This is a genomic window from Klebsiella sp. BIGb0132, from assembly GCF_024810075.1.
Lineage (GTDB): Bacteria > Pseudomonadota > Gammaproteobacteria > Enterobacterales > Enterobacteriaceae > Klebsiella > Klebsiella terrigena.
The window spans coordinates 1,145,480-1,159,283 of sequence record NZ_JANUDW010000001.1 but is presented as its reverse complement, the minus strand read 5'-3'; the positions used below and the strand labels follow the sequence as shown (position 1 = coordinate 1,159,283).

The window sequence follows — 13,804 nt, the reverse complement described above, 5'->3', positions numbered from 1 at the left end:
GTCCTCGTGCTTATCGCTCCACTTTGTCACCGGCGAGCCGCCGCCCAGCGAGGAGGATCGTTCAGTCGGCTAGCGCGGCGCGCTGGCGAACGTTCTTGACGGTCAGCCAGATGGCGGAGACGAGGAAGTAGAACGCGCCGAAGGCCGCATAGGGCGCGACCGTGGTCACGTCCAGCGCCATGCCGCTATGCGCCTGCTGAAACATGAAGGCGCCGGCGAGCGCGGACTGAGCGCCGCTGAGGATCATCGGCCATTGGCCGCTCGTCGTTTTCCAGCGCCGCACGGCCGTCGCCAGCTGCAGCAGGCCGGAGAAGATAGCCCAGGCGCCGAATACCGCTATCACCATAGGCATGCCGACGGTAAGCGCCCCGCAGACGGCGAGGGCGATGATGCTGCTGACCACAAAGTTGAACTTTTGCGGTGGATTCGCGCCCAGGCCGCCGCTTCTGCGCGCGTCGAGATAGTTAGCCAACGCGTCCCAGGCCGGATACAGGATCAGCAGGGCCGCACCCGCTGTGGGATTGTGCTTGCCGACGAAAACGGCAAGGGCGATCCAGGCAATCGAAACCCCGGTGCGCAGAAAGTAGTAGGTCTGGAGCCATTGGTTCAGAGATCGATTAGGGGTTGCTGGGGCGTTTTGCATGTCAGTTCTCCAGGCCGTCAGGTTATAAAAATCGTTAACGACCTATTAGTAGGTAGAGTGTCGGACGGCACCGCCGCCGCTTACGCACGGCAACTAGCCTGAGTGCAAAGCAGCCCGGGGCGAGCTGTATGAGCGGTTCGTCGTGTGATATTCCTGCTCAATGAATAAACATTAACCTACTAGTAGGTAGGTAGTCAACGTAAGAGTTTTTCCATCGCCGCCGTCAGCAGTCACCTGACGGTAAGCAGCGCCGAGGCCTATATTGCGGCCTGCGTATCAGGCATGGGGCTGATTAAGATCCCTGAATATGCTGTGAGCGAATGGCTGCCCGCAGGAGTTGTATGTCAAGTGATGCCGACCTGCCTGGCGCAGCCGCTGCCGGTAAGCATTGTCTATCCCAGCCGACGGTATCTGTCGCGGCCGCTGCAGCGATTTATTGCCTGGCTTGAGCCGCTGTTAAGGGAAAAAATGCGGCTCACCGTCGAGGCGTAATCGAGGCGCCTGCTGCCTGCCGATGGCGTATAAAATATATCAAAATGGTATTTGAGCGGCGTTTCTTATTCCAATAAGTTTAGCTGATTGTTTATCCCAGGCCGCCGCGTCTACGGTCGCCAACAATCGGAACCCGCTTCTATGAATCGCGTGAAAAAGCCGCTGGTGCTTTCGCTGCTGCAGTACCCGAGCGGCCATCATGTCGCCGCGTGGCGCCATCCGGATACGGATCCAAAGGCCAATATCTCCGTCGATGGCTATATTGCCAGCGCGCGCGCCGCCGAAGCCGCCGGGTTTGATATCACCTTTATTGCGGACCGCCTCGGCATTCCCGCCGGGCCCCTCGAGGCGACGCGGCGGGTGGATGAGTGGTCCCATGGCTTCGAGGCGCTGACCCTGGCCGCGGCGGTTGCGGCCACCACGCAGCGCATTGGCATCGTCGTCACCGCCAGCACCACCTTCAATGAACCCTACACCCTGGCGCGCCAGCTGGCTTCGCTCGATCTTATCAGCGGCGGGCGCCTGGGCTGGAATATCGTGACTTCGGGCCTGTCGAGTGAGGCCACGAATTTTAACCCGACGGAGTTTCGCCATGATAAACGCTACGCGCGCGCAGAGGAGTTTATTGCGGCGGTGCGGGCGCTGTGGGGCTCCTGGGATGCGACAAAATTTCCGCGCGATAAGCAAAGCGGCGTTTTTTTTGATGCCGATGCGCTGCGTGAGCCCGGCTTTCAGGGGCGCTGGTTCCGCGCGCTGGGCGGGCTGAACGTCTTGCCCTCGACGCAGGGACAGCCGGTGCTGGTGCAGGCCGGGGCGTCGCCTGCGGGGCGGGATCTGGCGGCCCGCCATGCGGAAGTGATTTTCGTCGCGACGCCCACCCTGGAAGAGGCGGTTGCCTATCGTCAGGATCTGCACGCCCGCCGTAAAGCGGCCGGCCGCAGCAGCGACGACCTGTATATTCTGCCCGGCATTTTTCCGGTGATTGGTAAAACCGAGGCTGAGGCCCAGGCGAAGTTTGACCAGCTGCAGGGGCTGATCGCCGAAGAGGTCGCGCTGGCGCTGCTGGGGAGCTATCTCGGCGATATTGATTTAACGGATGTCGATCCCAACGGCCCTTTGCCACCGCTGCCCGCGTCCAATTCCATTGCCAGCCGCCAGCAGCTGCTGCGGGAGCTGGCGGAGCGCGAAAACCTCAGCGTACTGCAGCTGGCGCGGCGCATTGCCGGAGCGCGCGGCCACCTGCAGATCGTCGGCACCCCGCAGCAGGTGGCGGCGGAGATGATCCGCTGGCACGAAGCGGGTGGGGCGGACGGCTTTATGCTGCTGCCTCCCACCTTCCCGGAAGGGCTGGACCTCTTTATTTCCGATGTGGTTCCCCTGCTTCGCGAACGCGGTCTGCTGACGCCGCTGGAATTTAGCGGCACGCTGCGCGAAAGGCTCGGCTTGTCCGACCCGCAACCTCTTTACCCACACCACAACGACCCGGAAGGATGATCGCCCGATGAAATTTTTAGCGAAGAAAATGATTGTCGCCCTTCTGCTGGCGACGCCCGCAGCCCACGCCGTCAGCATTGTGGATGCCGGATATGCTACCGCTCAGGGCACGGCGTATGTCGTCAAGCTGCTGCTCGAAGATCAGACGGGGGCGGAGACCAAAATTGTGCCCGTCTCTTCCGTGCCGGTTATCTGGGAAGGACTGAACCGCAACAACGGCGAGATCGATATCTGGACCGACGTTTGGCTACCGAACCAGGACGCGCTGGTGGCGAAATACGCCGGGGCGGGCAAGAACGTCACCCTGGCGAAAAACGCCTATGCCGGAACTCAGGGCTACTGCACCCTGACGGCAACCGCCGAGGCGCACAATATTCATTCCGTCTACGATCTGACCGATCCCGACAAGGCCAAAGTTTTTGCCGCGAAAGGTTCGGATCGCGGACAGATCTGGCTGGGTGCGGCGGGCTGGCTGTCCACCAATTATGAAGAGATCCGCGCCCGAACCTACGGCTTCGCGCCGTTCTTCGACCTGACCCGTTCCGATGAGGCGGTGGCGACGGCGGCGCTGGATAACGCCGCGAAAACGGGCGGCGCCTGGATCGGCTACTGCTATGCGCCGCATCAGAACTACGTCCGCTACAAGCTCACCAATCTGCAGGAGCCTAAGCATACTCCGACGACCTGGCAGGTTGCGGATCAGTCGGACCCGGACTGGTTAACGAAATCGCGCATCAGCACCGGCTATGGCGATGCGGCGATCCACATCGCCTACAGCAATCACTTTGCCCAAACGAACCCTGATGGGGTAAAAATCGTTGAAGCGATCCATTTCGACACCCAGGACGTCAGCGCCCTGGCCTATGCGATCGCCGTCGAAGGGAAGACGCCGGAGCAGGCGGCGCGCGGCTGGCTGGATGCGAATAAGGCGCGGGTGGCTGACTGGCTGAGCGCGAAATGATTCAGCTGGAAAATGTCTGGAAGGTATTCGGTTGCGATCCGCAGCATGCCGTCACGGCGCTGCGGCGCGACCCCGACGCCCGCCTGCCCGCAGGCGGCCTGGCGGCGGTGCGCGGTATCGATATGCACGTCGAGCGCGGTGAATTGCTATGCATTTTAGGCCTCTCCGGGTGCGGCAAGTCCACGCTTCTGCGCATGGTGAACCACCTGATCGCGCCCAGCATCGGCCGCGTGCGCATCGCCGGGGAGGCGATTGCCGAGCTGTCGCCCGCCAGGCTGCGCGAGCTGCGCGCCCGCCGTATCGGCATGGTGTTCCAGAGCCACGCTCTTATTGAACATATGAGCATTCAGGAAAACGTGGCATTGCCGCTGGAAATCCTCGGGGTTGCCCGCGCCCGGCGCGAAGCGCGCGCCGAAGCGCTTCTGGAACGACTGGGGCTTGCCGGGATGGGGCAGCGCGGGATCGACACGCTCTCCGGCGGGATGAAGCAGCGGGTTGGGCTGGCGCGCGCGCTGGCCTCCGATCCGGACGTATTGCTGATGGACGAGCCCTTTAGCGCCCTGGACCCGCTAATCCGCGACGACCTGCAGACCGAGTTTCGCAGCCTGTCGCGCGATCTCAATAAAACCACGCTGTTTATTACCCATGATGTCGGCGAAGCGCTGCGCATCGCGGATCGTATCGCCGTTATGCGGCAGGGCCGCTTTGAGCAGCTGGCCACGCCGGCGGAGCTGCTGGCCCGTCCGGCCAATGAATATGTCGCCCGCTTTATCCGCATTGGCATGGCGAGAGCAGAGGAAACCACATGATGCAACAGCCGGATGTCGTGACGCCGTTTTACCAGCGCGCGTTTAGCCAACTGCAGGATGAGTCGCGCAGGCTGCCGCCTTTTCATCGCAAAGCGGCGCTATTCGGCAGCCTCTGGCTTGGCGCGCACCGCTTTCGGGGGCTGTTCTGGCTATTTTTAAGCGCCGAGCTGATTGGGGCGGCGCTGATCGTGCTTGCCCTGAGCCACGGCCTGTCGCGCGACCAGCAGGCGCGCGTGACCACCCTGGTCGAACTCGCGAGCCAGCGGGCGCAGGAGGCCGCCGCGGCCCACAAGCAGGATCCGCAGAGTGCGATGACCCAATCCCTGGAGCGCTCCGCCGCGTCGCTGAGCAAAGCCGCCAGCGACGCGCGCGCGGCGCTTGAGGCCGAGCGGGGAGGGCGTGGTCTTATCCTCGGCGGGCTGGCCGCGCTGCTGGGCGCGCGCGTTATTTTAGGATTTGCCGCCGTGCCGCTGATGGCGGGGCGGCTGCGCAGAGCGCGCCTGACGGAGGATTTTAGCGGCATGACCTGTTCGACCGGCGCCGCCCTCTTCGCGGCGCTGATTTGGCTGGCGATCGTGCCGATGGCGCTCTTAAACTACGCCGGCGCGATCCCCGCTCAGATTTTCAACCCCGCCGGGTTACCCGAGCTGGCGTCGAACGCATCGCGGTGGATCGACGAGGGGATGGGGGCGCTGGCCGCCGCCCTTGCTCCCGCCGCGCAGCATATATCCCGGGTCATCGATGCGCTGCTGGGTGCCCTGGAATATGCGCTGATCGCCACGCCGTGGCCGGTGGTGTTTATCGTGCTCCTCGCCTTTGCCGCGCAGCGCGGCGGCTGGCGCCTGGCATTTGGCGTCGGGGTGGGGCTGGCCTATATCCTCGCTTTCGGCTACTGGACCAAAGCGATGCAAACCGTTGCGCTGCTGGGGACGGCATCGTTTATCGCCGTCGCCGTCGGCATTCCGCTCGGCATCTGGAGCGGCTATCGCCGGCGCGTGGCGTCCGTTATCCGACCGGTGCTTGATTTTATGCAAACCACGCCCGCTTTCGTCTACCTGATCCCGATCATCGCCCTGTTCGGTATCGGTAAGACCGCCGGGATTATTGCCACTATCATCTTCGGCATCGCCCCGGTGATTCGCCAGACGGCCTTTGGTATTGCCAACGTTCCGCCCACGGTGCGGGAGGCGGCCCTGGCCTTTGGCGCCGGGCGGGGGTTTATGCTGTTTAAAGTCGATTTGCCGATTGCCCGCCCGGCGATCCTCGCGGGCGTCAGCCAGACGGTGCTGATGAGCCTGTCGATGGTGGTCATTGCGGCGCTGATCGGCGCAAAGGGTTTAGGTGAGGATGTCCTTTCCGCGCTGCAGTACGCCGCCCAGGGTAAAGGCATACTCGCGGGGCTGGCGATCCTGATCTGCGCGATCGTGATTGACCGGATGGTGCAGTTCCGGCGGCGATCCTGAGCCAGCGCCGCGGGCGCGTTGATAAATAGCGTACCCGTTAATCGTCGGTTAAATAGTTCTGCCGCATCTGGTCAAAGGCCTGTTGTGAAAAGCCCAGCTATAAACATTCCGGCTTAAGTTCTTGCGCAGAGGCAATTAAATAATATGCCTGGCGGTTTTGTCAGCTAATTAAAATTAAGCCGGGGCAGCGCCAGGCCACGTTATTCCAGGCCAAAACGCTGCCGGTACTGGCCCGGCGTTACGCCGGTAATTTTGCGAAAAATTTTGCGGAAGGCTGAGGGATCGGTATATCCCACTTCCCAGGCAATGCGGTCGGCCGAACGCCCGGTTAACTCCAGGGCATCCCGCGCTTTCATGATGCGAACCTGCTGCAGGTACTCCGTTGGCCGCACGCCTGTCGCTTTCTGAAAGCGGCGCAGAAATGTCCGAGAGGTCATCCCCGCCAGCGCCGCCATTTCATCGATGCTCTGCTGTGCAGAATATGTCGCATGGAGGTGGTGCTGGACGCGCAGAATGACGAGGTCGCCGTGGTCAAAATGCGGAATAAATGCCGAATAGGTGTTTTGCTTGCGGCGGGGAGGATCGATAAGTAAAAAACGCGCCGTGGCCAGCATGGTACCGTTTCCCAGCAGCTTCTCTATCAGCGTCAGGCCGAGATCCGTCCAGGCAAAAATACCGCCGGCGGTGATAATATCGCCGTCGTCGATAACCATATTTTCCGCCGCGACGTCAATCTCCGGGAAACGCTCCGACAGGGCCTGAGCAAACGCCCAGTGCGTCGTTGCGCGACGATGATCGATAAGCCCGGTTTCCGCCAGCACGAACGCTCCGGCACAAACCGAACAGAGCGTCACGCCGTCATGATACAGGGCGCTCATCCAGGCGGCAGGGGCCGCCATAGGCTTCATCTGCGCGGGCATGACCAGGCTGGGCGGGGCTATCACATGGCTCAGGCGATGCGGCTCATCCGGATGGCTGTCCCAGACGCACGCCACCGTATCGCTGTCGGGCATCACCTGCCAGTGCGACACCCGGATCGCGCGAACGCGCTCCTCGCCGGAAATACTCACCGCCCAGTCCGCCGCAATCCTGAACATATCCGTCAATCCATATACCGCAGCCAGCTGACACTCGGGATAAATCAGCAGGCCCACTTCCGCCACAATGCTCTTTTCAACAGAAGGCTTCATTTGTCATTTTTGCCTTTTATAGTGTCATTTTTGACAATTCTATCTCCCGACGTATTGCATAACAATAGCCCCATCGGACAACAACGGCGATGACCTGAACGATAAAGGAGCAGCTATGCCAGACGAACGGTTTGCGATTTCACGACGGCGTCTGCTGATCCTCAGCGGCACGTTGTCTGCCGGTATCGGGCTATCACTTTCGCCCTTCGCCCGGGGTATGACCTCACTCTCATCACAGACAGGAGATATTTCTATGAGCAACGGCATTATTACCACCAAAGACGGTACCCGAATTTTCTATAAAGACTGGGGCCCTAAAAATGCGCAGCCCGTCGTTTTTCACCACGGCTGGCCGTTAAGTGCCGACGACTGGGATAATCAGATGCTGTTCTTTTTATCGCAGGGGTATCGGGTGATTGCCCACGACCGTCGCGGTCACGGGCGTTCCGACCAGACCGATACCGGCAACGAGATGGATACCTATGCCGCCGACGTCGCTGAACTTGCCGGCGCGCTGGATCTGAAAAATGCCATCCATATCGGCCACTCTACCGGCGGCGGAGAAGTGGCGCGCTATGTCGCCAGGGCCGAAAAAGGGCGCGTGGCGAAGGCGGTACTGATGGGGGCGGTCCCGCCGATTATGCTAAAAACGGCCGCTAACCCGGAAGGGCTCCCGCTCGCCGTGTTTGATGGCTTCCGCTCCGCGCTCGCCGCTAATCGCGCGCAATTCTTCATTGACGTGCCGTCGGGTCCGTTCTACGGCTTTAACCGCCCGGGGGCCAAAATCAGCCAGGGGCTGATCGATAACTGGTGGCGTCAGGGCATGGCAGGCGGCGCCAAGGCGCAATATGACTGTATCAAAGCGTTCTCTGAAACCGACTTTACGCAGGATCTACAGGCGATAGATGTACCGGTACTGGTGATGCACGGCGAAGACGATCAGGTGGTGCCTATCGATGACGCCGCGCGCAAATCAATCAAGCTGCTGAAGCACGGAAAGTTGAAAACCTACCCGGGGCTGTCGCACGGGATGTTTGCCACCCATCCTGAGGTGATTAACCCGGACCTGCTGGCGTTCGTTAAATCCTGAGCCTGACGTTATGCGCCGGACCCGCTTACCGCTGCGGGTCCGGCTTTAAGCCGTGAGCGGGCAAGCATAGCCGCCGGGTAGCATACGCGAAAGGGGGATCAAGGCGACGCGGGGAAAGTAATTAGCAGCCGCCGCGCCGAAGCCTGAAACTAACTGCCAGCCGGCGCTGTCTTTAATTCATTGGCGCAATGCTTTTGGTCCGGAAGATAAAGATGACGTCCGTTTTGTTGATTGAGGATGATAGCCGGCTGGCCGGTATGCTGATGCCCTACCTTGCCCAGTACGAATTTAGCGTGGTACACAGCGCCAGCGCGCAGGACGCGGAGAATAAGATGAAGCAGCGCGCCTTTGACGTCGTGCTGCTGGACCTGATGCTGGGCGACGCCGACGGCCTGGCGCTGTGTCGGCAAATTCGCACCCAGCTCCGGCACGACCCGGCGATTATTATGGTGACGGGGCGAGGAGATCCGGCGGATCGGATTATCGGGCTCGAAGTAGGGGCCGACGACTATCTGGCAAAACCCTTTGAACCGCGCGAGCTGCTGGCGCGCATGCGCGCGGTGCTGCGGCGCATGAGGCCCGGCGCGGCGTCGGGCGGCGACGGCGTTATTCGCTCCGGCGCGCTGGAGATTGATACCGCGGCGCGCAGCGTCACGCTTAACCAGCGGCGCTGTAGCCTGACTTCCCTACAGTTTGACCTGCTGGTCGCGCTGGCGCGCAATGCGGGCCGGGTGCTTAACCGCGAACAGATCTGGCAGTCGGTGCGCGGCGAAAGCTACGACAGCTTCGATCGCGCCATCGATGTCCATATCGGGCGCATTCGTCAGGCCATCGAGGACGATCCGCAGGCACCGCAGCGCATTATTACCGTGCGCGGCGTCGGCTACGTCTTCTCGGCCTTACCCCACGCATGAAGCGGCTCGCCTGCTTTCCCATGCATCTGCAGATTTTTTTCGCCTTTAGCTGCGCGCTGGCGCTGGTGGTGACCTGCACTATCGCGCTGTGGCTGTGGAACAACGATAACAACCGTCATCTAAAGGCGTTCGCTACCTTCTCCGAGCTGGTAGAGCAAAACCTTCCCCCGGCCTCCGCGCCGCGCGCCGCGCAGTCTCTGGCCATCGATAGCTGGATCCAGCGCACCCATACCCGCTTCTCCCTGTACGCCGCCGACGGCTCTCCGCTTAGCCGCCCGCTGGCGCCTCCGCTCTCTTTTCCGCTGCGCGTGGCGTCGGGAGGCCTATTTGATGACTGGTACGGCACGCGTTTTGTCTGGCAGCTCAAGGATAAGCGCGTGCTGGTCATTCAGCTCAGCAGCGACCGGCAAAAGCGCCCGTGGCTGTTTATCCTGCTGCTGCTGGGCATGGCGGCCAGCGTGGTGCTGGTGTCGTTTCCGGTGATCCGCCGCCTGACCGCCCGCCTGGAGTCGTTACAGCAGAGCGTCGAGTCGCTCGGCAAAGGCAACCTCGACGCGCGCGTGCAGGTTACCGGACGCGATGAGGTGGCGCAGCTCGCGGCCAGCTTTAACCGCGCCGCCGCGCAGATTGAGCAGCTGGTTCAGTCACAAAAAACCATGCTGGCCAACGCCTCGCACGAGCTGCGTTCGCCGCTGATGCGTATTCAAATGGCGGCGGCTCTGTTAGTGCAGAAGGAGTCCCCCGCCTCCCGCGAGCTGCGGCGCAGCGTCGGCGAGCTGGATGCGCTGGTGGAGGAGATTTTGACGCTGAGCCGTCTGACTCAGGCGACCGGCGTGATTACCGGCGACTTCCGGCCGGCGGATATCACCGCCATTGCGGCGGAGGAGTGCGCCAGCGCGCAGATTGAGCTGTGCGCCGAGCACGTGCTCGCCGAGGTGGACGCGCGGTTAATACGCCGCCTGCTGCGCAACCTGATTGAAAATGCGCAGCGCTATGCGGGGAGTGATATTTCGGTTGTCCTCAGGCTGATCGACCGGGAGCACTTTACCTTCGAGGTGAAAGACCGCGGACCCGGCATTCCTGAAGCGGAAATAGAACGTATCTTTGAGCCGTTTTATCGGCTCAGCAGCGGCGGAAACGGCTGCGGTCTTGGCCTGGCGCTGGTTCGTTCAATCACTGAATACCACCGGGGAACTCTTGCGGTCCGCAACCGCCGCGGCGGGGGAGCCTGTTTCCAGGTATGCATCCCTGTCGCTGTTACATAACTTTACCTGAGGTAAAAAGAGGGGTTACAGGAGCCTGTTTGAATAAGCCAATCTCATTGTCGGCTTCCTGTAACGGTAAGGATCATCTGCATGCTATCCACCCTGGCTAAACCCTTTACGCTTCTGTGTCTGCTCTCTGCGGCAGCCTTTCCCGCCGTCGCCGAGCCTGCCGAAAACGGATTCTCCGGCTTTATCGGCGGCGGCGTGGGCGTAAAGCCGAAGTATTCCGGCGCCAAAGAGTCCAAAACGACGTTCGTACCGGCAATAAAGCTGGCTTACGGACCGTTTTTTGTCGGCGGAGTGGACGATCTTACGGCGCTGGGGTGGGAGTTTGCCCGCACCGATCGCTGGACCTTTTCGCTCGGCGTGGGCGCGGATCTCTCTCCTCGCCAGGAGTCCGATGACGAACACCTCCGAGGGTTAGGAGATATTAGCGTCTCGCCGCGGGCCTTTAGCTCGGCGGTTTATGAAAATACGCTCTTCAGAGGCGGCGTGATTTTGACCCAGGATATCGGCGGGGATCGGCAGGGCCTGAGGCTCATCTCCTGGGCGCACCTGCAGTGGCGGCCGCTCGAGAGCCTGCGCTTTTATAGCGGCCCCAGCCTGAGCTGGGGGGACGGCGATTATATGCAGACGCAGTATGGCGTCACCGCCGCACAGTCGGCACGCAGCGGCCTGTCACGTTACGACAGCGGGGCCGGGCTGGAGAAAGTGGGCTGGCAGCTGGGTATGGACTACTCGATGACGCCGGCGTGGCTGATCGGTGCCCGGGTGAGCGCGCAGCGTCTGCAGAACGACGCCGCCGACAGCCCGGTGACGCAAAAGTCGGGGCAGGTTAACGGCGTCTTATTTGCCGCCTGGCGGTTCTGACAGGCGCCGATCTTTCTGTCAGCGGGGGCTTGCGCATCACATGCCGGGCGGCGCGCTTTCCCCGGCGATACGGCGTCCCTTATTTCCGTTAAAGCGACATTCCAATTACCGCGTTGACAACGGCGGAGGACATCAGCACGCCGCCAACGATAACGAACGCCCGGTTCTTCCTGGTTACGCCGAGGGCTAAGAGAACTACGGCAAGAGTAAAAAAGGGGATGGCAATAATGCTGAACGTGTTCAGAGTGACCTCCGCGAAGCGTAAGAAAAGCCGACCGTGATGAGGGCGCGGCGGGTTATTAAATCGCTGAGCGCGACCGGCTTCTTACGCCGGCTTATTGTGTCCGCCGTCAGCCGATCAACAGGGCCGCCAGCGCCGCGATGGCGGGCAAAGCCTGAACGTAGAGTATTTTCCTGCTTGCGGTGATCGAGCCGTATATTCCGGCAAGCACAATGCAGGACAGGAAAAAGACTTTAAGCTGAAACCCGCTCTCTCCCGCCCAAAGCCCCCACAGCAGGCCCGCGGCTAAAAAGCCGTTGTACAACCCCTGGTTCGCGGCCATCACCCGGGTGTCGCGAGCGAAATCAGCGCTCAGATTAAATGCCTGACGGCCCGTTTTGGTATCCCATAGAAACATCTCGAGGATCAGTATGTAGAGGTGGATGGCGGCCACCAGGGCGATAAGAAGATTGGCTAACACGGCAGGCCTCGCTGAAAATGTGGGAGCAGGGTGATTATAGTTAAAACCCTTTTGCGCCGCCGCTCGCTATTTATCAGGGCAGCGGCGGCGGAACGCTTTTTATACCTTAAATATGACGTATTAAATAGCGCGGCTATTTTAAACGCTCTGAACGAAGCGGCGTCCTGGCACATCCCTGCGCGAATGCAGCCAGTGCGTCGCGATTAAAAACGGACACAATAGCGCTACCGCCAATAACCTCGCGCTGCCTTCCTGCGGCGATCGGCTTGACATATTAAGCGTGCTTGCTATTGCTTAATCAGGCAAAGAATATGAGCCTTAAAACAATATCTAATTGTAAAATATATGGTTTATAGCTTGCAGGCGAAGCGGTGGGGTGATGAATGGCAGATAATAAGGTGAAGTTGCCGGGGATAAAAGAGAGTCAGCGCCTGCTGAATTTTGAGGCCGCTTCGAGGAACGTGGGCCTGGTTATTCTGCTGGCTATTATCTGCATTGCGCTGGCCGGCGGATTTTCTGTCGGCTATTTCAGCGAGGCTGAAAAAACCAATCCGCCGGGGACGCTAAAGATCGACTACGAGTATTTTGGCCGGCTGCAAAAAGAGTTTCGCCTCAAAATCACGGCGCACCCGCAGCGGGGCGATAAATATGTCTTCAGCCTCGGCGGCGATTTCAATGAAAACTATGAGCCTGGCAGCATCTGGCCTCAGCCGGACGGGATGTACAGCCAGGGAAAGACGCTGTATCTGATCTACAACAACGTGAAAAATAAAGGCGACTTCGCCATCTGGCTATACGTCACGCCGGCGAAGCCGGGGAGGTCGGAGAATTCTATCCAGGTGAACGCCGAGCCTGAAATCCGCTTTTGGCAGTTTATTTATCCTTAGGGGGTTGCTATGGAGATGGTCTTTCGGGCGTTAGCCATTTATTTAATCCTGCTGGTGGTATTTAAAATTGCCGGCCGCCGCGCGCTGCTGCAAATGACCAGCTTCGACCTGATCCTGCTGCTGATTATCAGCGAGGCGACGCAGCAGGCCCTGCTCGGCAACGATTTTTCGGTTACCGGGGCGATGCTGACGATTATTACGCTGGTGGTGGTCGATATCCTGTTTGGGCTAATGAAAAAGTATATTTCCGGCGCGGAGTCCGCGCTCGATGGCTCCCCCGTGGTGCTGGTGGCCGACGGGGTACCGTTAACCGATAACCTGAAAAAGGTCGATGTCTCCTGCGACGACATCCTGGTCGCCGCGCGTCAAAATCAGGGCATTACGGAGTTTCGCAAAATAAAATATGCCATTCTGGAGCGCAACGGCCATATATCGGTTATCCCGGCAGAAGAGTAAGGAGCGCATCATCATGACGGATTCGGACAAAACAACCCCACAGCTGACGGAGCGGGTGGCCGGGGCGCTGACCCGGCGAGGATTGATCCTGACCACCGCTGAGTCCTGTACCGGCGGTAACCTCGCGGTAGCGCTCTGTGCGCAGGAGAATACGGCCGCATTTTATGATATTGGCACGATTGTCTTCAGCGACTCGGCGAAGCGCAGGCTTCTCGGCGTGCGTACCAGCACGCTGGAGCACTTCACCGCCGTCAGCGGGCAAGCGGTAAGCGAGATGTCAGCCGGCGCGCTGGAACGAGCCGGGGCTGATATCAGTATTGCGATCAGCGGCTACGCCGGGCCTGACGGCGGCGAGGACGGTACCCCGGCGGGAACGGTTTGGTTTGCATGGAATTTTCGCGGGCAGATATACACCGAGCGGCTGCTGTTTTCTGGCGCCTGTCAGGAAGTGGTGGAAAAAGCGGTACGCTATTCTCTGGCCGCGCTGCTGGAGAAGCTGGACGAATGGGCGCCCGCGTGACGGCGTGCTCTTTGTGGCGGCCTGGCGGCAGCCGCGTTAGCTGCGCGGG

The 13,804-nt window shown here is 60.6% G+C and carries 15 protein-coding genes; 12 read left to right on the top strand and 3 right to left on the bottom strand.

Annotated elements, in window-relative coordinates:
• Positions 1 to 61: 61 nt before the first annotated feature.
• Positions 62 to 643 (bottom strand): DUF308 domain-containing protein, encoded by a 582-nt coding sequence (locus M2416_RS05335; protein WP_259222523.1) that lies wholly within the window; start codon positions 641 to 643, stop codon positions 62 to 64.
• 213 nt (positions 644 to 856) lie between these two features.
• Here M2416_RS05335 and M2416_RS05330 point away from each other — a divergent pair, with 213 nt between their 5' ends.
• From M2416_RS05330 to M2416_RS05310, 5 genes are all read left to right on the top strand, one after another.
• Positions 857 to 1,135, top strand: a complete 279-nt coding sequence (locus M2416_RS05330; RefSeq protein WP_310504009.1) for a LysR substrate-binding domain-containing protein — start codon at positions 857 to 859, stop codon at positions 1,133 to 1,135.
• 141 nt (positions 1,136 to 1,276) lie between these two features.
• Positions 1,277 to 2,629: an NtaA/DmoA family FMN-dependent monooxygenase gene (locus M2416_RS05325; protein WP_076944778.1), complete on the top strand. Its 1,353-nt coding sequence runs from the start codon at positions 1,277 to 1,279 to the stop codon at positions 2,627 to 2,629.
• A 7-nt stretch (positions 2,630 to 2,636) separates the two neighbouring features.
• Complete coding sequence (locus M2416_RS05320; protein ID WP_045854303.1) at positions 2,637 to 3,590, top strand: glycine betaine ABC transporter substrate-binding protein; 954 nt, start codon at positions 2,637 to 2,639, stop codon at positions 3,588 to 3,590.
• The gene (locus M2416_RS05315) at positions 3,587 to 4,399 is read left to right on the top strand and encodes an ATP-binding cassette domain-containing protein (RefSeq protein ID WP_076944779.1); all 813 of its coding nucleotides are present in this window, start codon (positions 3,587 to 3,589) and stop codon (positions 4,397 to 4,399) included. Before M2416_RS05320 ends, M2416_RS05315 begins: the two co-directional genes overlap by 4 nt.
• Positions 4,396 to 5,862 (top strand): ABC transporter permease, encoded by a 1,467-nt coding sequence (locus M2416_RS05310; protein WP_076944780.1) that lies wholly within the window; start codon positions 4,396 to 4,398, stop codon positions 5,860 to 5,862. The genes M2416_RS05315 and M2416_RS05310 overlap by 4 nt, the downstream gene beginning before the upstream one ends.
• A gap of 200 nt (positions 5,863 to 6,062) precedes the next feature.
• Here the strand turns inward: M2416_RS05310 and M2416_RS05305 are convergent, their stop codons facing one another.
• Positions 6,063 to 7,052 carry a GlxA family transcriptional regulator gene (locus M2416_RS05305; RefSeq protein WP_259222519.1) on the bottom strand — a complete coding sequence of 330 codons (990 nt, stop codon included), beginning with the start codon at positions 7,050 to 7,052 and terminating at the stop codon, positions 6,063 to 6,065.
• A gap of 253 nt (positions 7,053 to 7,305) precedes the next feature.
• Here M2416_RS05305 and M2416_RS05300 point away from each other — a divergent pair, with 253 nt between their 5' ends.
• From M2416_RS05300 to M2416_RS05285, 4 genes are all read left to right on the top strand, one after another.
• Positions 7,306 to 8,142, top strand: coding sequence for an alpha/beta fold hydrolase (locus tag M2416_RS05300; RefSeq protein ID WP_076944788.1), 837 nt, complete (start codon positions 7,306 to 7,308; stop codon positions 8,140 to 8,142).
• Between the two features lie 212 nt (positions 8,143 to 8,354).
• Positions 8,355 to 9,056 (top strand): winged helix-turn-helix domain-containing protein, encoded by a 702-nt coding sequence (locus tag M2416_RS05295; protein ID WP_123706853.1) that lies wholly within the window; start codon positions 8,355 to 8,357, stop codon positions 9,054 to 9,056.
• Between the two features lie 20 nt (positions 9,057 to 9,076).
• A complete protein-coding gene (locus M2416_RS05290; protein ID WP_175636933.1) occupies positions 9,077 to 10,321 on the top strand; it encodes a sensor histidine kinase in 1,245 nt (414 codons plus the stop codon).
• 90 nt (positions 10,322 to 10,411) lie between these two features.
• Positions 10,412 to 11,191, top strand: a complete 780-nt coding sequence (locus M2416_RS05285; RefSeq protein ID WP_259222517.1) for a MipA/OmpV family protein — start codon at positions 10,412 to 10,414, stop codon at positions 11,189 to 11,191.
• A 350-nt stretch (positions 11,192 to 11,541) separates the two neighbouring features.
• On the opposite strand, the gene M2416_RS05280 is transcribed toward M2416_RS05285, so the two are convergent.
• A complete protein-coding gene (locus M2416_RS05280; protein WP_076944791.1) occupies positions 11,542 to 11,892 on the bottom strand; it encodes a DUF1304 domain-containing protein in 351 nt (116 codons plus the stop codon).
• Between the two features lie 383 nt (positions 11,893 to 12,275).
• Here M2416_RS05280 and M2416_RS05275 point away from each other — a divergent pair, with 383 nt between their 5' ends.
• Genes M2416_RS05275 through M2416_RS05265 form a run of 3 tightly spaced genes read left to right on the top strand, consistent with a single transcriptional unit; the run spans position 12,276 to position 13,755 of the window.
• Positions 12,276 to 12,779 carry a hypothetical protein gene (locus M2416_RS05275; RefSeq protein WP_041144411.1) on the top strand — a complete coding sequence of 168 codons (504 nt, stop codon included), beginning with the start codon at positions 12,276 to 12,278 and terminating at the stop codon, positions 12,777 to 12,779.
• A gap of 9 nt (positions 12,780 to 12,788) precedes the next feature.
• The gene (locus tag M2416_RS05270) at positions 12,789 to 13,235 is read left to right on the top strand and encodes a DUF421 domain-containing protein (protein ID WP_041144412.1); all 447 of its coding nucleotides are present in this window, start codon (positions 12,789 to 12,791) and stop codon (positions 13,233 to 13,235) included.
• 13 nt (positions 13,236 to 13,248) lie between these two features.
• A complete protein-coding gene (locus tag M2416_RS05265; RefSeq protein WP_259222509.1) occupies positions 13,249 to 13,755 on the top strand; it encodes a 2-oxo-tetronate isomerase in 507 nt (168 codons plus the stop codon).
• Positions 13,756 to 13,804: the final 49 nt, after the last annotated feature.